Source organism: Psychrobium sp. MM17-31 (genome assembly GCF_022347785.1).
Lineage (GTDB): Bacteria > Pseudomonadota > Gammaproteobacteria > Enterobacterales > Psychrobiaceae > Psychrobium.
The window spans coordinates 313,951-334,978 of sequence record NZ_JAKRGA010000004.1 but is presented as its reverse complement, the minus strand read 5'-3'; the positions used below and the strand labels follow the sequence as shown (position 1 = coordinate 334,978).

Below are 21,028 nucleotides of genomic sequence, written 5' to 3'. Positions count from 1 at the left end.
CTAAGCAACTTTCAGCGCGTGACAACCTCCCGTTAATTATCGCTTTAAATAACCGATTGCGCGGAGTAAAAATCAGGGATGATTTTGATTCGTACATTCCATGTACTCACCTCTTCGAGGCCAGCTAAAGCTGTTAAAGTTTGTTCCAGACAAACTTTTGAGTATTTGCCGCAGGCGACTGCATGGATGCAGGAGGTAGAGCAACGCAGGAGCAGTTGCCGAGATGCGGATCAAATACGGTATCGAAAAGACTATTTTTTATTTAAGAATAGTGATAAATCTGCGGGTCGCCTTTTTGGTTACTTTTTTGGCGGTAGAAAAAAGTAACTGGTGTGCGATCACAAAAGTAATTTGAACACGAGTAACTCATAAGCACACCAGAAGGACAACGAAACAGATTGACCTCAACCTATGCCAACGTATCCGCTACCTCAACTTTGCTGCGTAGATACTTACTAATATCCACCTCATCAACCTGCGCCTCAGGCATACACTGCTGTGCGTATTCCTTATAAATACCGCTAGTCAGCAACAACTCAAACAAGTCGATATCTACGTGTTCATCCAACGCCATCTTGTGCAAAATATCGATGGCAACACTGACAGGTTTAGCTTTCTTATACGGCCTATCAGCGGCAGTTAATGCCTCGAAAATATCGGCAATGACCATTACCCGTTCGGGAATTGATAAATCCTCAGCGCTTAATTTTCGCGGATAGCCTGTACCTTTTAAGGTTTCGTGATGAGTGGATGCATAGCGAGAAACACGAGATAACTCTGGTGGCAGTGGCAATGCCTCTAGCATCTTGATAGTGCTAATGACGTGTTCGTTGATGATATATCTATCTTCCGCGGTTAAGGTGCCGCGGCCAATCGACAGGTTATACACTTCACCTTGATTACTCACGTACTGTGGCACTTCCATCTTAATCTCGAATTCCGGCGGGAACTCAACAGGTTTGGTGCGGTATTCAATGTGCTCGCGTTTATCTGCCAGTAAAGATTCTGTCATCGGCAGCGATTGCTCACTCATGTCGAGCTTACTTTCTTCCACTGGCGACAGGCCAAGACGATTGTCGAAGTAGCGTTGCCATGTGATTTCTTTGAGGCTATTGAGGCGCTGAATATGTGCTTCATCCATAAACTCACCGCCAACGTTTGCTTGAGCGATAAAAGCAAAGTCTTCGCGCAGTTGTTTGCGATTATTATCAAGTGCTTGTTGTAACTGTTCTTGGCGCTCAGGTGTTTTGGCTAGTTGCTTGAGATATTCAATTTCAGCGTCACGCCATAGCACTTCGAAGCGCATGCGAATTTCGTGGATACGGTTGTAAATCACCTCTAACTTGGTGCCTTTGTCGACGATATGCACAGGCGTGGTAATCTTGCCACAGTCGTGCAGCCAAGCGGCAATGGTAAATTCGCGAATTTCATCATCGTTTTTAAATTCAAAGTCTTTGAATACGCCGTGTTTTGCTTCGCTTGCCGCATGGGCCAGTTGTAAACCGAGTTCTGGCACGCGCTCACAGTGACCGCCGGTGTAATGAGATTTGTCATCAATCGCTTGCGAGATAATCTTGATAAAGGAATCGAGCAGGTTCTTTTGCGCTTTTTCGTGTTGCTCAATAGATTTCGCCATTTCGATCATCGAGCGCGACAGTTGTTCAAGTTCGATAATGCTACTTGGCGTATATTTCACTTCACTGTATTTTCGCTGCTTTATCTTGTCATTTTGATGCGATAGTTTGCGGATCGGCGCAACTATTGGCGAGACAAAAGCGCCAGTCAAAAACAGCATAAACAGCAGACAGATAGCAGTAATCACAATCGACCATTTGATTTCCAGCATACTTTCGCCCAGCACTTGATCCACTGGCATAATCACCGAAAAGGTATCTGTACTATCGGCCATTGGCTTAACGTAGATGAAGTAAGATGTGCCATTGATGTCCAGCATGGTCATCTGGTTGTGGAACTTCGACTCTCGCGCTAGCGTTATGAGCTGATAATAAGGTACAACGCCGTTAGTGACAGGTTTAACATCGCGCTGTTGATTAACACCCCACTTCTTATCTAATTGCGCTTTCATTTGCGGCGTGAATTTAGCCAGCGCCAAATTGATGATTTCAACTAATTGCGGATCTTTAGCCACTACATGCAAGGTACTTGGTACTTTAACGCCGCCAAAATCTAGCGCCGGATGAAAGGCAACATCATCGATAAAAAACTGCTGCGCCGTGTGTTGCAGAATCAGCTTGCTATCGATGCCAGCAAATGCACGTCCCTGACGAACCTCATCGAATACATCTTTGAGCAAAGGCACTTCGACTAAATTGATTTGCGGATAATTTTTACGCAGAATATTACTAAATGACCAACCTTGGGTAATTGCGACAGTTTTCCCGAATAACTGTTCAATTTGTGATATTTCAGCGACGTTTGGCGAAGTTATTACAGAAAAAGGCATATCGAGAATGGTATCTGACAAGTGACCCATGGCTTTGTTTTCTTCGTTGTCATACACCGCTGGCAGTGCATCTAACTGGCCATTGTCATACATGCTCATCAGCTCAGGCCAAGTATGGCCGTTCACAAACTCAAATTCGATGCCTGTCTTGGCGCTAACAATATCTAGCACATCAATCGCATAACCTTGTGGCTTACCAGAAATCGCAAAATCGATGGGTGACCAGTCGGCGGAATTTGAGATCTTAAAACTGCCATGAGCGGCTAAATAAGTTTGTTGCTGTTCGGTGAGTTCCACTTGAGAGACTTGCGAAAGACTCGCCTGCAACTCGCTTTTTTGATTGCTGGCAATGATCTCACCGCTTTTTTGATAGAGATAAATTTCGCCTTCATCACTGAGTTTTTGCTTCTTGAGGTAGGTAGAAATAGACGATAGCGCAATATCAATCGCTACCACATCGCGGGAATTTGGAATGACCGTGGAATACGTTTGCCCCGGCGATTGTAAGCTTTTGAATAAGTAAGGTGCGGTTTTATGAACCTCGCCGCCAAGGGCATTGACGTACCAAGGGCGTGTTCTAACATCGTAATCACTGTCTTCAACGTGACTAACCCGCAGCTTAAACGTCTCATCAAAATAGGCTGTTTCCCGTAAGCGACGTCCCTGTTGCTCACGCACTGTCACCACCAGCCAGCGATCTGATGGCGCGGCATTGAGATTGCGACGAACATCATTACTCAGCGCCAAGTTAATCACTTGGTATAGATCGCCGTTTTCAAACCCGATAATGGCGGAATAGAAGCTATTGGAGCTTTGCAGTACTTGAGCGAATATCTGCTGGGTGACTGCGCCTATCTCATCGCCGTCGACAAGGCTTGGGATCTGAGCGAGAGATTTAGTTGATTGAGTAGCTTGGGAATCGATTCGCTGGAGATAATCAGCGGTTTGCGAGGCTGTTGTATCATAGTAATTAAACGCCGATTCCGTCGCCATTTTCTTACTAAAATAATATTGCAGGCCTAAGGCAATCCCCACGATGAGGACATTAGTTAAGATAAAAACACTTAACACCGCTAATCGGATGGTAAATTTATACTGCAAATTTTTGATCGTTAGCGCCATTAGACTTCCTTTTCTTTAGCTAGCAATGAGAGTTAGTTTTTAAATAATTATTTTTAACTAGCCATACCCACACTTTTAGTACTTATTTAGTATCCACCTATTTTTGGTCACAAATCAAGCAAATTTGTAGATGCCTTTGATTTGGATTAATTAATTTACCGCATAAAAAAAGCGCCCACAGAAACTGTGAGCGCCTTTTACATCGTTAATAAAAGTTTTAAGAGAGATTAAAACTATTTACTTCTGTTTCATATTCCAAAGCACACTTTGGTCGCTGCCCATCATGGTTGTTGGCATTTTGCCATCCCACTGCTGCGCGCGCATGTAATCTACTAAAACCTTGTTGGTTTTAATCGCTTCGGCTTTCTTTTTGATTGCTTCTGCTTCTGCCAAACCTTTTAAGCGGATTGCTTCAGCTTCTGACTTCGCGTTGGTCAAAATGGCGTATGCAGAACCATCGGCGCGAGCTTTGTCGGCATCACGTGCAGCTTCAGCAGTATTTACTTCACGTTGCGCTTCTAGCTTTTGACGTTCTAAACGGTGTTTTTCCGCTTGCGCTAAGTTCTTTTCTGTTTGCTTGGTTTCAATACTTTGTAGGTATTTACGTGGCAATTCGAGATTTTCGATTTGTACACTATCTAGCTTCACCGGGAATTCTTTCATAGTTGCTAGTAAAGTCTCTTCAATTTTCTGAATTACCTTACCGCGGTTTTGCACGATTTCTTCTGCCTTGTAGCGTGCCAATGCATCTTTTGCGGCACTGCGCAGACGCGGATCTAGAATACGGTTTTCAAACTGCTCTAAACCACCATAGTTTTTGTATAGGTTAAAAGCTTCTGGGCGCACTACCGTCCAGTTTACCGATACTTCAGCATCAACTGGCATTTGCTCAAAGGTAGATGCTCTAAGTTTCTCAGCATTTTTACGTGTACGAATTTCTAGCTCTTCAACGCCATCGGCAAATGGCAGTTTAAAATGTAGCCCTGGATTAACCTGCTCCGTTGCTTCACCGAAACGCTTTACGATACCAACATGACCTTCGTCGATGGTGTAAAACATCATCCAAATTGCGAAGATGACAGGGATCACTACTAAAAACTTAGATAACCCTTTCAGTGGATTAGGTGATTTAACTTTAATATTTGACATATTCCTTCCTTGTTAGGTGAATCAATTATTTCTTTTCAAACTGGGCGACGAGTTTATCAAGATTTGCCGCCAAGTCATCAATATTAGTCGCATCATTAGCAATTTGCTCAATGCTTTGATTCTGTTGCTGTGTTCCCTGCTGCATTGTCGCCATGCTGCTAGAGATTTGCGCCACACTTGCCGATTGCTCTTCGGTTGCGCCCGCCACACTCTTGTTAGTTTCATAAACGCTTTCGACGTGGTCTTTATTGGCTAACAAGACTTCTTGGGCACTGCTAAAGGCGTCACTAGCCGCTGATGACTGACCAATAATGGCTTCAATTTCAGTAACCGCAAGTTTCGAGCTGCGCTGCAAATCGTCCATAATGTTTTGAATTTCGTCCGTCGATTCAGTGGTTTTCGAGGCCAAATTTCGTACTTCATCGGCAACAACCGAGAAGCCACGACCATGTTCACCAGCGCGCGCCGCTTCAATAGCTGCATTAAGTGCGAGTAAGTTTGTTTGGTCAGAAATACTTTTGATTACGCCTAATGCATTGGCAATAGTTTCGGTGCGGCCAGTCAAATTGGTAATAACACCAGCAACATCGCCGATTTTCGACGATAAATCTGACAGTTCGCGGTGTGTTTGCGACACTAATTCACTCATCGCCTCATCGTTTTCAGCGATTACTTTTGAAGTTTCCAACGCTTGAGAGGCACTTCCCGCTACATCAACCAGCATATTGTCGATTTGAACAATAGCTTGTGACACTTCTTGCACTTGCACGTTATTATCGGCGGCATTTAGCGACGTTTCTTGCGCTTGGTGACGTAAAGACACTACGTAGTCTTTTAGTTGATGGCTATTGCGAGCGATTTCGACAAAGGCATTTTGCAGATTGTTGGCAAACGCATTATAACCACGCGCTACTGCTACTAGCTCTTTTTGTCCTTGTTCTGGCATACGAATAGAAACATCGGCATCGCCTTGGCCGAGATCAGAGAACATTTTGGCCATACTCAAAATAGGCTTGCTCAAGCTATTAGCGATAAAGTAGGCGAATATCGTCGCTAAAATTGTCGCGATAATAACCCACATAAAGATGCTTAGTGTCGCTTTGTTAAGTGATGCAAACATTTCTTGCGCTGGCACTTGTGCCACTACATACCACTTCATGCTTGGGATAAAGCTACTTACTACGATGTAATCTTCGCCGTCGATGTCGGTATGCGTTAAATTGAATTCGGTTTTATTAAGCAGTTGATTAGCAGTGTCGTTGTTGTAAAGCGATGACAGTGAAGCTTTGCCCAATAAGCTGCGGTCGCGATGTAATTGCACGCTACCTTTGTCATCAACAAGATAAACAAAGCCAGATTTTTCTAATTTAAAGCCGTTGAGAAGATTTACCACATCGGCAAATGAACGTGATACGCCACTAAGACCAGTGCCATTAGGTTGTTGATGATTAACGAATAAATCAACACGTTCGCTATCAGGATAAGCATAAATACTCACCATGCTCTCTTGGCCACTTTCGACATAGCGGTAAAACCAGCCATCGACATTGTCGTCCTGCAAGCGACGTAAGAAACCGTCTTGATTCCAGTAATCGGCTGTTTGACGGTTAGCAAAAGAAACATTACTCAGATCGTAGTCACGTTGAATACGGCCGAGTTTTTGTAATAGTCGTTGTTCACCAACGGCAGATTTGTCTCCGGTATTCCACTCTAGAATAAACTCGTCGTTGGCCACCTGCTTGGATACCGCGAGCATGATGGAGATTTGGCGATCGATGGTGAGGTTGATTTGCTTAATGATATTAGGCAGCTCGTTTTTAAGTACGCGCTGCTCAATAATAGATTTCGCTGTATTTTGACTAAAAACTCCGATGAAAATAGAGGTAACGGTTACCACTAACACCAAGAGAAATATAATTTTTTGCTTTATCGATAAATTATTCATATCACCAACCGCTTAAATACATTATCTGTGTGACTACCAATAATGGGCTATTAAATCACACAAATAATAATAAAGTATTACAACAAGATAATAAGTAGTTCTAAAAAACTAATCGGTCGATGCTACCACAATAATTATTGGTCTTTGTGATCTGGTGATTTATTTTGATTTTTTAGTTGAAAATCGTGATCTTTGTTCACAAATTCGCCGTCTATCACGTCATCTGAATTTGGATTGTGTTGCTGGCCGAATCCACCATTAAAGGGTTGCTGTTGGCGCGCCATATTTTTAATGATGATACGTTCTAGTAGTTTGTTAGCAAAGAACTGTCGGGTAAAAGGCAGTAATAATAAAAGACCAAGGAAATCGGTGACAAAACCGGGAGTTACCAACATTACACCAGCAATAGCTAGCATGATGCCTTCAATCATTTCTTGTCCCGGCTGCTGGCCAAGTTGCATTTTCTGCTGTGCACTGCGCAGTGTTTGTAATCCTTGGCTACGTACTAACGAAGCACCAACCGCCGCTGTCAGGATCACAAGCGCTACTGTAGTCAATGCGCCGAGCTGTTCGCCAACTTCAATCAATACCGTAATTTCAATTACAGGTATTACGATAAAGATAAAAAATAGAATGAATAGCACATTACACCTCGGTTCACTGTTAACTAACGTGTCCTTTTACGGACTGTATTTTTTGATATGGGGTCATTTTATGTCAATTCAATGGAATTATTACCGCTAATCCAAGGTCAATAATTCACGAGCAAACCAGCGCTAGATAAGTTACTATTACGGCGCATTTTTTAGCTAATAACTGAACTTTAGTTATTTAGGTATTGAGGAAACATCGACCCCATGATCAAACGCATTTTGCTTGCTACGGCATTGCTATTTTTAACATTTACGGCTCAAGTTAGCCAAGCAACTACCGCATTCACTGATTTATTCTCGCAAGGTCCGAAGTTTCTTCCTCAAGAGCAAGCATTCATTTTTAGCTTTTCGCAGCAGCAAGAGCGAGTAATCATTCGCTGGCAAATTCACGATGGTTACTACCTCTATAAAGAAAAATTTAAAATAAAAAGCCCAACCACGGCCATTAGCGATATTGCGTTACCCAAAGGCGAAGATCATTACGATGAGTACTTTGGTGAGCAAGAGGTATATCGCGACAGTGTTGAATTCTCGTTTAGTGTCGCAGATAAGTCGAGAGACCAAGAAATAACGCTAGAATATCAAGGTTGTGCGGATGCTGGGCTGTGTTACCCGCCAAGTAAAGTATCGCTGTTTTTCGATCCTAGCTTTATCAATACACAAACTTTAGAACAAGCAACGGCAAGCCAAAGCGCAGCTCAGAACCAACCACCGGTGAGCGAGCAAGATATGTTTGCCAGCTGGTTAACAAACAAAACGCTATTTTGGTCATTACTCGCATTCTTTGGCTTAGGCATTGGCCTTGCGTTTACGCCATGTGTATTTCCGATGTATCCCATTTTATCTGGCATTATCGTTGGCGCGGGTAACAAGATTTCCACCAAGCACGCCTTCGCCTTATCTTTTGTATATGTGCAAGGTATGGCGCTAACCTATTCGATTTTAGGCTTGGTTGTGGCATCCCTCGGCCTGCAATTTCAGGCGGCTTTCCAGCATCCTTATGTGTTGGGTTCGCTAGCGGTATTGTTCACCTTTTTAGCGGCGTCGATGTTTGGTTTTATTAATCTCCAACTACCAAGCAGCTGGACCGAGAAACTCAACAGCGCCTCAAACAAGCAACAAGGCGGTAAATACGCCAGCGTCTTTACCATGGGTGTTATCTCAGGCCTAGTCGCATCGCCTTGCACCACAGCGCCATTATCTGGCGTATTAATTTACGTGGCGCAATCAGGCGATTTATTACTTGGCGGCGTGACTTTGTATGCGCTATCACTAGGCATGGGTGTACCGTTGTTAATCATGGGGGCATCAGGCGGTAAATTATTACCGAAAGCCGGTGCTTGGATGGACGTTGTCAAAGGCGCATTCGGCTTTATGCTGTTGTCGGTGGTTATTGTATTACTCGGCCGCTTCGTCGACGAATTGTGGGTTAATCTCGCGTGGAGCCTATTAGGTGTTAGCTTTGCTACCTACCTGCTACACCATAATCAATTCACCAACGCCAGCATTGGCAAAAGCTTGCGTTTAGTAGCCTCATTATTGATTTTGTTCGGCAGCGCACTATGGGGCATCAAACCTTGGTTAATTCCGGAAAATAACAGCGTAAACAGCGCGTCAGCATCTGTGCATGCAACAGATTTCATTCAAGTAAAAGGCTACGACGAGTTACATGAGCAATTAGCTATCGCTAAGGCTGCAGGCAAACCAGTAATGCTAGACTTCTACGCCGACTGGTGTATCGCTTGTAAAGATTTTGAAACCAAAACGTTTTCCGATCCAATGATCAAAGCAATGCTTGATGAAATGGTATTGATTCAAACTGATGTTACCGCCAATGACGCACTAGACATCGATATTCAAGAGAGAATGACGGTATTGGGATTACCCACCATTATTTTGTTTGATAAAGACGGAAACCCTCTGAACAGCAACCGAGTGGTTGGCTTTCAAGGGCCAGAACAATTTAAGAAAACATTAGATTTAGTGATCGACTAATATCGCGTTAGCGTAATTGATAACGTTCATTGTCACTAAGCTTACAACCACAGAGTTGTAGAGATAGAGACTGAAGTAAAGTGTGGGAAACTCCCCGTTATTTATCGCCTCAACGTACTAATTGGCCAATGAAAAAATCAGGGACGATTTTTTAGTATTTGCTGCATGGATGCAGATCAAATACGTTATTGAACAGCCAATTCGTAGGTTGAGATAAGCGATAAATCTGCGGGTCGCCTTTCTTTTGGTTACTTTTATTGTAAATTTCGTCCTGAAATTTATCGCTATGCGACCAGCTGAAGCTGTCCTAGAATATTCCAGATATTCTAGTGGCGACGCACAAATTTGTCAGGAACAAATTTGAACAGCGATTAGCTGGCCCGCAGGGTGAAATACAAGGATGTATTACATAAAGAAAAGTAACTGATGCGCTTTCATAAGATTTGATGGTAACGCTATATTTTTAAGCGCATCATATTCTCAGATGCACTCAAGTTGTTCTAAAAATTAACAACATACTAAACCCTTTCGGGAAAGAAAATGAAATACAAAGATCTACGTGACTTCATCACGCAGCTAGAAAAACTAGGTCAACTAAAAAGAATCACTAAAGAAATTGATCCTTACCTAGAAATGACTGAAATTGGCGACCGTACCCTACGCGCCCAAGGTCCAGCATTATTATTTGAAAACGTCAAAGGCCATACCACACCTGTATTAGCCAACCTATTCGGTACACCAGAACGTGTAGCCCTTGCGATGGGACAAACATCGACTGAGGCATTACGTGAAGTGGGTGAATTGATGGCGAAACTTAAAGAGCCAGAGCCGCCGAAAGGCTTAAAGGACGCGTGGGATCAGCTGCCGATGTACAAACAAGTACTAAACATGCCGACTAAGCGCCTGAAAAAAGCCCCTTGTCAGGACATCGTGATGGAAGGCGATGATGTTGATTTAACAAAACTACCTATTCAGCATTGCTGGCCGGGGGATGTTGCACCGTTAGTCACTTGGGGCTTAACCATTACTCGTGGCCCTCACAAAGAGCGTCAGAACCTCGGTATTTACCGTCAGCAATTGCTTGGTAAAAACAAATTAATTATGCGTTGGTTATCGCATCGCGGTGGTGCGTTAGATTTCCAAGAATTCCAACAAACAAATCCCGGTGAACGCTATCCTGTTTCTGTTGCCTTAGGTGCCGATCCTGCAACGATCATCGGCGCGGTAACGCCTGTACCTGATACGCTATCTGAATATGCCTTTGCCGGACTACTACGTGGCAGTCGCAGCGAAGTGGTTAAGTGTTTAAGCAATGATTTAGAAGTGCCAGCCAGTGCCGAATATGTACTTGAAGGCTATCTAGAGCCAGGTGAGATGGCGCCAGAAGGGCCCTATGGCGATCACACAGGTTATTACAACGAAGTAGAAGAGTTTCCGGTATTTACCGTCACTCATATTACCCATCGTAAAGATCCGATTTATCACAGTACTTACACTGGCCGTCCACCTGATGAGCCAGCGATTTTAGGCGTTGCCCTAAACGAAGTATTCGTGCCGATTTTAAAGAAACAATTCCCTGAGATTGTTGATTTTTATCTGCCACCAGAAGGCTGTTCATACCGCATGGCGGTGGTGACTATTAAGAAGCAATATCCAGGTCATGCCAAACGCGTGATGATGGGTGTGTGGTCGTTCTTACGCCAGTTCATGTATACCAAGTTCGTGATTGTGTGTGACGACGACGTAAACGCCCGTAGCTGGGATGATGTGATTTGGGCCATTACCACCCGTATGGATCCAGCTCGTGATACCACTATGATCGAAAACACGCCAATCGACTATCTCGACTTTGCCTCACCAGTGGCTGGTCTTGGCTCTAAGATGGGTCTAGATGCCACCAACAAATGGCAAGGTGAAACAGATCGCGAATGGGGCGAGCCGATAGTCATGACGCAAGAAGTGAAAGATCGCGTCGACGATATCTGGGATGAGTTAGCGATCTTCCCCAAAGAAAAGTAGATAAAACCGCCGATTACTTGGTTGGGCGAGTTCTAAACCTCGCCCAATTGCGATATTCTTAGGCAATTCCAACTCATTTAGACAAATTCAGGTAAGTTAATGTCAGAAATCAACTGTCAGGTTGTTAAATTAGAACCTTTTAACGACAGCGTATTCCACGTTGTATTACGTCCAGAGCAGCCGTTTAGCTTCGAGGCTGGTCAATACCTCATGGTAAAGATGTCTGACGACGACAAACGCCCATTTTCGATTGCTAGCGCGCCAAGTGATGGCGAACTAATCGAACTACACATTGGCGCATCGGAGCTGCAAAGCTACCCAATGCAAGTTATCGATCGCATGAAAGAAAATGGCGAAATTACTATTCTTGCGCCACACGGCGAAGCCCAGCTAGACAACAGCAACGAACGTCCAATTTTATTAGTGGCTGGCGGCACAGGTTTTAGCTACGTACGCTCTATCGTACGTGAGTTAATGGCAACCGAAGACAAGCGCGACGTTACCGTATACTGGGGCTGTCAAGCGGTTGAGCACATGTACTTATTCGACGAAATGCAAGCATTAGCCGATGTACACGACAAGATAACTTTTATTCCTGTTGTTGAAAACACACCAGAGAATTGGAACGGCGGCGAAGGCCAAGTACACAAAGCGGTAATGAAAGACATTAGCGATTTAAGCGCTTATGAAATCTACGCCGCTGGTCGTTTCGAGATGGTTGGCGTAGTACGCGATGCCTTCTTAACGCAAGGCATGAACATCGAAAACATGCACGGTGACGCACTACCTTACCTAAAATAGGCCATCACCAATAAAGGGGATAAACCATGGAACAACGTTATCAGAGTTTTAGTGAGTTTTATCCCTTTTATCTTTCCCAGCATCAGCATCCAACATGCCGTCGATTACACTTTATTGGCAGCGCATTAATCCTAATTGTCTTAGGCTATATCCTTTACTCACAGCACTTTATTTGGCTCATTAGTCTGCCAATTATCGGCTATGGTTTCGCGTGGGTCGGCCACTTTGCTTTTGAGAAAAATAGACCAGCCACTTTCACCTATCCACTGTGGAGTCTAATGGGTGACTGGAAGATGTTCTGGCAGATTCTTACCCGTCAGCTTTAAGCTCTTGTTCCATTCTGCCACTACTATAAAACAGTGCATAATCGATAGCCAAGCTAATGGAACGTGTGGCAATAAAGCAGAAAAACGCCAGCCACAAGCCGTGATTCTGCCACTCTTCGAAGCTAAACCAAACCGCAAAAAAGACCACGCAGGATAGCAACATAGAATCGCGCATTTGCTTACTGCGAGTCAGCCCAACATAAACACCGTCCATCAAAAATGTTAACCAACCAATAGCGCAAATTGCGATCATCCATGGTAAATATTCCGCCGCATAATCGCGTACTGCTGACAAATCGGTAAGAAAAGCGATCCACTGATTACCGATGGCATATAAAACTAGTGCGAACAAGCCACCGACAATAGCACTCCACAATCCACTCACCATCACCACCTGATGCAAGCGCTGTTTATCCCGTTGCCCTTTTGCTTCTCCGACTAGGGACTCAGCGGCATAAGCAAAACCATCGAGACCGTATGAGGCAAATAAAAATAGATTAAGCAGAATAGCGTTAGCTGCAACGGTGACATCGCCTAACGCAGCGCCTGTGATGGTGACAAAACCAAGACAAGCTTGCAGTGCCAGTGAGCGAATAAAAATGTCTTTATTAAGGCTAAGCAGACGGTTGAAAAAAGCCGCCTGCGGCTTAATTAATCGGCGCCAATCCACTTGTTTAGCTTGTGACATTAGCACCAACATTAGCATCGCTAAGCCGCAGTAATCCGCAATCACCGATGCAGTTGCCGCGCCAGCAACGCCCCACTCCCAATACACCACCAACAGAATATCGAGGGTAATATTAATCACGTTGATAACAAATAGCTGATACACCACCCACTTCACTTGCTGACGAGCAACGAAATAACCTAATACCACTAAATTAAGCAATGCCGCAGGCGCAGAGAAAATTCGAATATCGAAATACACTTTAGCGTATTGCGCGACTTCATCACTCGCATCCATTGCCCCTAAAATAGTGCTAATCAGTGGTGCATGAAAAACCAGTAATAACGACGCAATACCCAACGCTAGCATGCTGGAATGAAAGAAATAACGCCACACATCATCGATATTGTCAGCGCCATTAGCTTGCGCGATAACGCCTGTCGTAGACATCCGTAAAAAGCCAGATAGCCAAAAGATGATACTAATAATCATTGAACCTACCGCAATACCGCCAAGATAATACGGATGTTCTAAATGACCGATAACAGCAGTGTCCACCATACCAAGCAGTGGCGTGGTGATATTGGATAAGATCATTGGCAATGCCAAAAGCAATAACTTGCGCTGTGTTGCAATGGAGGCGACAATGCTCATTGAAATTAACCTTAGGAAGCTGATATGCGTGTTAAGCAGTTGTTATTTATTGTGTTGTTGAGTTTGATTGGCGCTTTTAACGCCAAGGCTGTTGTGATTTTACAATACCATCACGTGAGTGATACGACTCCCGCCTCTACCTCAATTTCTATTGAGCAGTTTACACTGCATATGAATTATTTAAAGCAGCAAAACTTCAAAGTGCTACCGTTAAACGAAGTCGTTGACGGCCTTAAGAAAGGTAAAAAGTTTGCTGCGAAAACTGTCGCTATTACCTTTGATGATGGTTATCTCAATATTTTAACCAACGCCGATCCTATCTTGAAAGCCAATGAGTTTCCTTACGCTATCTTCGTTGCACCGCAGGAAATTAATGAGGGTCGCAGCAATATGCTGTCATGGCCACAGCTAAAAGAACTATCAAGGCAAGGCGTTTTAATTTTGAATCACAGCCTAAAGCATGATCATTTAAATCGCCAGCTAGAGAATGAAGATGTAGAGACGTGGAAAAAGCGAATTGGCGATGACATCACCACAGCGCAAGCTATGATTGATGAGCAATTAGGTCTGCAACCTAAATATCTTGCCTACCCTTATGGTGAATACAATACCGAGTTGGTTTCATTGGTGAAATCGCTAGATTTCACTGCTTTTGGTCAGCATTCAGGCGCGCTATCTAAAAAGTCAGACTGGCAAACCCTACCGCGTTTTCCAGCATCAGGTCGTTATGCCAATTTGAAGACGTTGAAAGTTAAACTACAGAGCATGGCGATGCCTGTTAAGAAGCTTAAAAATGACAACCCACAGCTTGATCAACACACTCAAGGCAACCCTAAGCGTCCTGAGCTTATCGTCACCTTAGATTTATCTGACATCTATAAACCAACCCTTGCCTGCTACATTTTAGGTGAACGCGTCGATGTCACTTGGATTGATAAATCTTCGTTTAGCATTGCCTCTAACGTTGACTTGCCTGCAGGTCGCTCACGCTATAACTGTACTGCACAGAGCCGCACTAAATCAGGTTATTACTGGTTTTCACAACCATGGATTAATCGCAACGAAGACGGCAGCTGGCCCGAGGGATAATTAAATGAAATATATAGGCTCTGTAGACAATATAAGATTAGCCCAAGCCTTTGTCGATTACGCAAACACCATACAGTTGAATTGTAGTTATGAATACGACGAAGACAATGCTACATACATTATACAACTAGCTGATGTAGAGAAATTAGAACTCGCAGATTCAATCTTTGAAGAGTTTTCGCTAGATCCAACAAACGATAAATACTGGATGTCATCTTGGCATTCAAATAAAACTAGTGACTCTTTAACTAACTATTGGTATGCAGGACGGTCGAGGTTTTCTCTCAGTTCTATTCTTGATATAAGTGGAATAATAACCTCTACAGTCGCGCTCGCCTGTGTATTTTTATTTGTAATTGAATCGTATTTTAGCCAATCTTTTATCAATAATTTATTTATTGTGAATAAAGGCGAAACTTTAAATTTATCCGAGCCGTGGCGCCTGATAACTCCTTCATTTCTTCACTTTGACTTTTATCAATTGATAATCAATATAACTATATGGGTCATTTTCGCAGGGCAAATCGAAAGAAAGCACTCATCTTGGAAACTATTAAATTTATTCTTAGTTTCCGCCATCATTTCTAACCTTGTTCAGTTTAATACAATGGAATATTTTGGCGGTATTGCAGGTGTTGTTTATGCCGTAATAGCCTACAGCTGGTTATCTGGAAAAATCACACCTTCCGGAAACCTTAATCTGGATAATAGCTTATTTATTTTCTATCTAGTTTGGCTAGTGTGCTGCTATTTCGGGATATTTGGACTGCAAAATACCACTCCAATGCTAATTAGTGGATTAATCACTGGATTATTAATGGCACTTGTGCAGAAAGAGGACATTAAAAAGCCCTTATAGTAAGGGCTTTAAAGTTAAAATAGGCTTAAATTTACATATAAATATACTTAGTAAATAGCAAACTAACAGCTAGCTCTTGTCCAGTTTCTTCTTTCAGCAATTTATTGACCTCTTCAAGGCATATATCGCGAATCTCACTTTTACCAGCAGGCGATTTAATTTTTTCTTCGCGTTGTTCACCTAAAATCTCAACAACTTTGGCACGCAATAAAGGTGCATGGTGTTCAATAATTGAAACGTGATCAGGACTTTTCACCATAATTTCTAAGGTAATTCTTATAAAGCCCAGCTTGCTGCCATCACTGATAAAGTTGGTGGTGATATCAGGTTCAAATCCGTAATAAGCATAGGTGTCTTCGCCACCTTCGGCGCGACTTTGCTGGCTTAATGCCACGGTAAATACAAATAATAAGCTCAAAAGGATTTTCTTAAACACAATCCACTCCCCAAAATCTTTTTCTTAAACTTCACAACGTTTTAACTTGTTGTTAATGGTAAAGCCAAGCGTCGTTTTTAGCAATTAATTCACCACTTTCACATGATTTTTAGTGTTAGCTGACGCATAATAAGGCCATTATTTTTCGACAGTTAGACAATGTGACTTCAATACCACAAGCACCGTCAAAATCTTGTACTAAGATAGTGCCTAATTATCATTCAATTACTATGCCATTCAAGCGCGGTTTGACCGCTCATTGGTTAGACGCTCAATGCGAAAACCTACCAGCGTTAAGCGAACCATTAAGCAACTGGCTATTTGATAGTGCTTCGCTAACCAAGCGCCTTGTCAATCACAGTAATCATTTTGAAGTTATCGTGCTGAATCAGTCGCAATCTCAGTTATCCCCTCAAGAGCAAGAGCTCTTTGCCTCTGGGGATATTGCATGCCGAGAAGTTTTGCTGGTGTGCGATGAGCAAGCGCAAGTGTACGCGCGCACGCTGATCCCTCGCGAGACGCTCAATCACGCCAACGAGCAATTAGCGACTCTAGGTAATACATCACTTGGTGAGATTTTGTTTAGCGATCCAAGCATGCGCCGCAGCACCATCGAAGTGTGCCAATTTAACGATTTATCGCCGCTTGCCATGATGAGTCAGCAGTTATTGTTACCGTCTCAGCAAACTATTTGGGGCCGTCGTTCGATGTTTTACCTCCAAGATCTGCCGCTATGCGTCGTCGAATTTTTTCTTCCCGCCAGTTACGCTTATTCAAAGAACTTATTATGATGTCAGCAGCTAAATTCCAAGGCTTTATTCAGCTAATGAGGTTAGACAAACCCATTGGCTCGCTACTTTTATTATGGCCAACCTACTGGGCGTTGTGGCTAAGTGCAGACGGCCTACCAAGTCTTGATGTTTTTATTGTGTTCACCCTAGGCGTTTTTATGATGCGCTCTGCAGGCTGTGTTATTAATGACTTTGCCGATCGCAAAGTCGATGGCAAGGTGAAACGTACGGCGCAGCGGCCATTAGCGACTGGCGTGGTGTCGAGTAAAGAAGCGTTAGCCTTGTTCTTTGGCTTACTACTCGCATCATTTTTATTGGTGCTAACCATGAACAGTCTGACCATCGGCCTGTCTTTTGTCGCTGTAGCACTGGCAACCACCTACCCATTCATGAAGCGTTACACGCATTTGCCTCAAGTCGTCCTTGGCGCCGCATTTGGCTGGTCAATCCCAATGGCCTTTGCTGCGCAAAGCAATGAACTACCAACCAGTATGTGGTGGCTATTTAGTGCTAATCTCGCGTGGACAGTCGCTTATGACACCTATTATGCAATGGTAGACCGCGATGATGATTTAAAGCTCGGCGTAAAATCGACTGCGATTTTGTTTGGCCAATACGATCGTATTGCCATTGCGTTACTCCAACTCACCACCTTAGGCTGCTTGATTCAAGTAGGTTTATTAGAGAGTTTATCCGCAGTTTATTACGTTGGCCTCGCTGTAATGACCGTGCTGTTCGCAATTCAGTTTATACAAACCAAAGAGCGCGATCGAGAGCGGTGTTTTAAAGCATTTTTAGCCAATAACCATGTTGGCTGGGTACTGTTCGCAGCGATAGCCATTCATTATTTGCTGGTGGGAATGTGATGGTGCGAAAAACTTAGACTTTGCAGGAGCATAAAGTCTGTGCCTACATGGATGTAGGTACTTAGGCTCTTTTGAAACAAAACTGTCTGGAACAGATTTTCTGCCATGGCACCGCGAGATACTATTCATCCTGAATATCGCCGCTCCTTGCCATCCATGGCATCGCGGCATACCGCTCATCCATGAGCATAAAAAAAGGCACAACCGAAGTTGTGCCTTTTCTCTCTTTCCGTGAGAGCTTTCATCCGCTGAGTTAAATACCAATCCATTAGTACTTTCGCCATCCTAGCGAGCCAGTCCTTAGCATCCCTTTTTGACACCTTCCTAGCGTCTGTCTGTACTTCCTTTCCCTGACAAGGTGAGCATTTCCTTTTGCTCTGTGCTTCCTAGCTGTGATTAATATTATGGGAATCACGCTAATGTGGCGATATGCTTTTTTAAATTAATTTTTACGCTCAGCGATAAAACCAAAACAAAACTACAAATATCAATTTAAAATCATGGGCTTAACATTTTATTAACGGCTATATTTCACAACGCCTAGCGTATTTACGCACGTATTTGTGAGATATATCTTACACGCCGTAGGTCGATAAGAGTAATTCTCATTTGGCCTCAAATCGACTAATTTAAACTCGCTTTAATCGTCGCTAACACTGTTGGTCGTAATAGCCCTGTTACAGTATCTACCAGCAGTGCAACTTCTTCGCTATTGTGCTCATCTTGCTCGCCAGTAAAGTAGTCCAACTCTTTAAGCCCAGTGATGAAAGTAGATAGCACATTCTTATCGAAAAACTCAGGGGCGTTAATACCGTGAATATTCGATAAACGCTGCGCTAGCACATGACTGTCATGGCTTAGCGCCGAACGCTCTATTGTTGGCTTCTTCTGCATGATCTTAAGAACAATCGCATAGCGTTGTAGCGTCTCTTGAATATGCTGCGCCATAATAATCAACTGTGTTTTAGTGTTACTATTGACACTAATTTGCTGGTCATTAAGCTCAATCAGTCCCGCTTGCTTCAGGTTATCTACTATAGCATCGACGTAATCATTTAAATCCGATTGCTCGAAACCGAGGAATAACTCGTTTTGAATCAGTGGATATAAACTATGCACTAAATCTTGTAACTGCGCTTTGGTGGTGAAGTTTTTATACACCAAACCAGCAGCAACTAAAGATGGTAGCGCAAACAAATGGAGGATGTTGTTGCGATAGTAGGTCATAGTGACAGCACCAGAAGCGCTCAGGCTTATCACATCACCAAGTTCGTCATTAGTGACAGTGAATTTATCTAACTCGATAGCTTGCTCTAACAGCTCTGCACCAGAAACTTCTGGCACTGTTACGCCGTCGGTATAAGGAACACTGCGCAACAAGTCTAGATACCAATCGAGCTGACTAACCAGATTGTTTTTAGCGATAGCACGGCGCTCAACACCCAGCACAGCCAGCGCGGTTAACGTAATAGACGTAACTGCTGCACAGTTGTTAATGTTAGTCATCACCCGATTGGCAATATCATTAACTGTCGGTGTTAACCAGCTCGGTTTTTGCAGTTCAATAGGGTCGATGGAATCGCGCCACTCGGCTACGTTTTGATCTAAGTATTTATTGAGAGAAATCGGCTCGCCGAAATTCACATAAGCACGACCGAAATTTTTGAGCTTACGAAGCGTTTTAAATACTTGCCCCATCGACTCTTTCTCTTTCGATTTACCTTTCAATTCGCCGTGATAAGTACTCACTTCCATCACGTGGTCATAACCTAAATAAACCGGCACTAAGGTAATCGGGCGCTCAATACCACGCAATAATCCCTGCACAGTCATTGCCACCATCCCAGTTTTAGGATTGAGCAAGCGTCCCGTGCGAGAGCGGCCACCTTCAGTAAAGTACTTCACAGAATAGCCATTGTTAAACAATTGATGGAGATATTCTCTAAATACTGCCGCATACAGCTTGTTACCTTTAAAGGTACGGCGCATGAAAAACGCACCACCACGGCGGAAAATTGGCCCTGCTGGCCAAAAACTCAAGTTAATACCCGCCGCAATATGCGGTGGCGCCATGCCTTGACGGTAAATTACGTAACTCAGTAGTAAGTAATCCATGTGGCTGCGGTGACAAGGCACATAAATTATTTCTTCACCGTCTTGCGATAATTGCCTCACCCGTTCGGCATTCGAAATGCTGATACCCTTGTAAAGCTTATTCCACAACCAAGACAATACGCGATCGCCAATTCGCAACAATCGTTCCGAATAATTAGCCGCGATTTCATCCACCAACTTAGCCACTTCGGCATGAACTTGTTCAGTGGTTAAATTCTTTTGCGCGGCATACTCTTCCATCACTGGTGCTAATGCTGATGATTTAATAATGCGCTTATCTAATGAATTGCGATAAACCAACTTGGGGCCAAGCATGGTTTGCGCTAAGCGATAAAAATGAAAGCGTGCTAAGCGAGATAACTTATGAGCAATGCGCTCATCACTGCTACGACCATCTAACATTTGAGTCATTGAAATGGGTTGGCTAAAGCGGACAAAATTATCGCGCCCTAAAAATAGCACCATCATTAATTTACGCAGCCATGACGCTTGATCGTCTTCTAAAACAGCCGATTTTACCGAACTATCTTCGTTGCCAGGCTTACGCCCCCAAAACAGTGCGACAGGAACCAGCTGTATATCATGTTGCTTTTCATCTCTTAATAGATGCACCAACTCACTAAATTGAGCGATTGATTTTTCATCTTGCGGGGCGGCTTTACCGATAAAAGGCATGCGACCATAGACAGAAAAATAACGCGGGATCTCTTTGCCGCCAATGGTAATTGGCGTATTAGGGTTGGGAAGTCCAAGTGATTTAGCGATGCGCTCAAGGGCGATTAAATCTGTAACTGATTCCGTCTTAAGAATATAAATCACTGGTTTTTGAGGATCGATGCCAAGTTCTGCACAAGGATCGCGCGGCACTAATTTACTCTTAACCAATAAACGCACTGGCCAGCGTAAAACATTAACCCAGTGTGAAAGTGAATTCGACATGAAAATTCCAAATAAGCCCAACAAATTGGCGCTAATTATAGCGAATTTCCAATTAATGCCCTAGAAATAATAGGTATTAAAATTAATAAGAATGTAAGAAAAGATAAAAATGAAGCGGAATAAATCCGCTTCAGAAAA

Annotated in this window: 15 protein-coding genes; 8 read left to right on the top strand and 7 right to left on the bottom strand. The window is 43.3% G+C overall.

Going from position 1 to position 21,028, the window contains the following annotated elements; genetic code table 11:
- Positions 1-409: 409 nt before the first annotated feature.
- The 4 genes from MHM98_RS14165 to MHM98_RS14150 all read right to left on the bottom strand — a co-directional run bounded on the left by MHM98_RS14165 (position 410) and on the right by MHM98_RS14150 (position 7,324).
- Positions 410-3,586: an HD domain-containing phosphohydrolase gene (locus tag MHM98_RS14165; RefSeq protein ID WP_239440010.1), complete on the bottom strand. Its 3,177-nt coding sequence runs from the start codon at positions 3,584-3,586 to the stop codon at positions 410-412.
- A gap of 237 nt (positions 3,587-3,823) precedes the next feature.
- Positions 3,824-4,735: a prohibitin family protein gene (locus MHM98_RS14160; protein WP_239440009.1), complete on the bottom strand. Its 912-nt coding sequence runs from the start codon at positions 4,733-4,735 to the stop codon at positions 3,824-3,826.
- A gap of 25 nt (positions 4,736-4,760) precedes the next feature.
- The gene (locus tag MHM98_RS14155) at positions 4,761-6,680 is read right to left on the bottom strand and encodes a methyl-accepting chemotaxis protein (protein ID WP_239440008.1); all 1,920 of its coding nucleotides are present in this window, start codon (positions 6,678-6,680) and stop codon (positions 4,761-4,763) included.
- Positions 6,681-6,814: 134 nt separating this feature from the next.
- Positions 6,815-7,324 carry an FxsA family protein gene (locus MHM98_RS14150; protein WP_239440007.1) on the bottom strand — a complete coding sequence of 170 codons (510 nt, stop codon included), beginning with the start codon at positions 7,322-7,324 and terminating at the stop codon, positions 6,815-6,817.
- Positions 7,325-7,537: 213 nt separating this feature from the next.
- Here MHM98_RS14150 and MHM98_RS14145 point away from each other — a divergent pair, with 213 nt between their 5' ends.
- The 4 genes from MHM98_RS14145 to MHM98_RS14130 all read left to right on the top strand — a co-directional run bounded on the left by MHM98_RS14145 (position 7,538) and on the right by MHM98_RS14130 (position 12,474).
- On the top strand, positions 7,538-9,328 hold the full coding sequence (locus tag MHM98_RS14145; RefSeq protein ID WP_239440006.1) for a protein-disulfide reductase DsbD: 1,791 nt from the start codon (positions 7,538-7,540) through the stop codon (positions 9,326-9,328).
- A 540-nt stretch (positions 9,329-9,868) separates the two neighbouring features.
- Positions 9,869-11,347, top strand: a complete 1,479-nt coding sequence (ubiD, locus tag MHM98_RS14140; RefSeq protein WP_239440005.1) for a 4-hydroxy-3-polyprenylbenzoate decarboxylase — start codon at positions 9,869-9,871, stop codon at positions 11,345-11,347.
- A 99-nt stretch (positions 11,348-11,446) separates the two neighbouring features.
- A complete protein-coding gene (gene fre / locus MHM98_RS14135) occupies positions 11,447-12,148 on the top strand; it encodes an NAD(P)H-flavin reductase (protein WP_239440004.1) in 702 nt (233 codons plus the stop codon).
- Between the two features lie 26 nt (positions 12,149-12,174).
- The gene (locus tag MHM98_RS14130; RefSeq protein ID WP_239440003.1) at positions 12,175-12,474 is read left to right on the top strand and encodes a DUF962 domain-containing protein; all 300 of its coding nucleotides are present in this window, start codon (positions 12,175-12,177) and stop codon (positions 12,472-12,474) included.
- Here MHM98_RS14130 and MHM98_RS14125 read toward each other — a convergent pair.
- On the bottom strand, positions 12,458-13,795 hold the full coding sequence (locus MHM98_RS14125) for an MATE family efflux transporter (RefSeq protein WP_239440002.1): 1,338 nt from the start codon (positions 13,793-13,795) through the stop codon (positions 12,458-12,460). The genes MHM98_RS14130 and MHM98_RS14125 overlap by 17 nt on opposite strands.
- A 24-nt stretch (positions 13,796-13,819) precedes the next feature.
- Here MHM98_RS14125 and MHM98_RS14120 point away from each other — a divergent pair, with 24 nt between their 5' ends.
- Together MHM98_RS14120 and MHM98_RS14115 are read left to right on the top strand one after the other, a co-directional pair.
- Positions 13,820-14,884, top strand: a complete 1,065-nt coding sequence (locus MHM98_RS14120) for a polysaccharide deacetylase family protein (RefSeq protein ID WP_239440001.1) — start codon at positions 13,820-13,822, stop codon at positions 14,882-14,884.
- A 4-nt stretch (positions 14,885-14,888) separates the two neighbouring features.
- Positions 14,889-15,743, top strand: a complete 855-nt coding sequence (locus MHM98_RS14115; protein WP_239440000.1) for a rhomboid family intramembrane serine protease — start codon at positions 14,889-14,891, stop codon at positions 15,741-15,743.
- A gap of 31 nt (positions 15,744-15,774) precedes the next feature.
- Here MHM98_RS14115 and MHM98_RS14110 read toward each other — a convergent pair whose 3' ends face one another.
- The gene (locus MHM98_RS14110) at positions 15,775-16,161 is read right to left on the bottom strand and encodes a flagellar basal body-associated protein FliL (RefSeq protein ID WP_239439999.1); all 387 of its coding nucleotides are present in this window, start codon (positions 16,159-16,161) and stop codon (positions 15,775-15,777) included.
- Positions 16,162-16,340: 179 nt separating this feature from the next.
- On the opposite strand from MHM98_RS14110, the gene MHM98_RS14105 reads away from it, so the two are divergent.
- Together MHM98_RS14105 and ubiA are read left to right on the top strand one after the other, a co-directional pair.
- The gene (locus tag MHM98_RS14105) at positions 16,341-16,970 is read left to right on the top strand and encodes a chorismate lyase (protein WP_239439998.1); all 630 of its coding nucleotides are present in this window, start codon (positions 16,341-16,343) and stop codon (positions 16,968-16,970) included.
- Positions 16,967-17,836 carry a 4-hydroxybenzoate octaprenyltransferase gene (gene ubiA, locus MHM98_RS14100; RefSeq protein ID WP_239439997.1) on the top strand — a complete coding sequence of 290 codons (870 nt, stop codon included), beginning with the start codon at positions 16,967-16,969 and terminating at the stop codon, positions 17,834-17,836. Before MHM98_RS14105 ends, ubiA begins: the two co-directional genes overlap by 4 nt.
- A 624-nt stretch (positions 17,837-18,460) precedes the next feature.
- Here ubiA and plsB read toward each other — a convergent pair.
- Positions 18,461-20,890 carry a glycerol-3-phosphate 1-O-acyltransferase PlsB gene (plsB, locus tag MHM98_RS14095; protein ID WP_239439996.1) on the bottom strand — a complete coding sequence of 810 codons (2,430 nt, stop codon included), beginning with the start codon at positions 20,888-20,890 and terminating at the stop codon, positions 18,461-18,463.
- Positions 20,891-21,028 lie beyond the last annotated feature (138 nt).

What these genes read in the sequence shown, in the direction of transcription:
- MHM98_RS14155 (WP_239440008.1), bottom strand. Translation starts at nt 6,680, where the DNA reads ATGAATAATTTATCGATAAAGCAAAAAATTATATTTCTCTTGGTGTTA.
- MHM98_RS14165 (WP_239440010.1), bottom strand. Translation starts at nt 3,586, where the DNA reads ATGGCGCTAACGATCAAAAATTTGCAGTATAAATTTACCATCCGATTA.
- plsB (WP_239439996.1), bottom strand. Translation starts at nt 20,890, where the DNA reads ATGTCGAATTCACTTTCACACTGGGTTAATGTTTTACGCTGGCCAGTG.
- ubiD (WP_239440005.1), top strand. Translation starts at nt 9,869, where the DNA reads ATGAAATACAAAGATCTACGTGACTTCATCACGCAGCTAGAAAAACTA.
- MHM98_RS14125 (WP_239440002.1), bottom strand. Translation starts at nt 13,795, where the DNA reads ATGAGCATTGTCGCCTCCATTGCAACACAGCGCAAGTTATTGCTTTTG.
- MHM98_RS14120 (WP_239440001.1), top strand. Translation starts at nt 13,820, where the DNA reads ATGCGTGTTAAGCAGTTGTTATTTATTGTGTTGTTGAGTTTGATTGGC.
- fre (WP_239440004.1), top strand. Translation starts at nt 11,447, where the DNA reads ATGTCAGAAATCAACTGTCAGGTTGTTAAATTAGAACCTTTTAACGAC.
- ubiA (WP_239439997.1), top strand. Translation starts at nt 16,967, where the DNA reads ATGATGTCAGCAGCTAAATTCCAAGGCTTTATTCAGCTAATGAGGTTA.
- MHM98_RS14115 (WP_239440000.1), top strand. Translation starts at nt 14,889, where the DNA reads ATGAAATATATAGGCTCTGTAGACAATATAAGATTAGCCCAAGCCTTT.
- MHM98_RS14130 (WP_239440003.1), top strand. Translation starts at nt 12,175, where the DNA reads ATGGAACAACGTTATCAGAGTTTTAGTGAGTTTTATCCCTTTTATCTT.
- MHM98_RS14145 (WP_239440006.1), top strand. Translation starts at nt 7,538, where the DNA reads ATGATCAAACGCATTTTGCTTGCTACGGCATTGCTATTTTTAACATTT.
- MHM98_RS14160 (WP_239440009.1), bottom strand. Translation starts at nt 4,735, where the DNA reads ATGTCAAATATTAAAGTTAAATCACCTAATCCACTGAAAGGGTTATCT.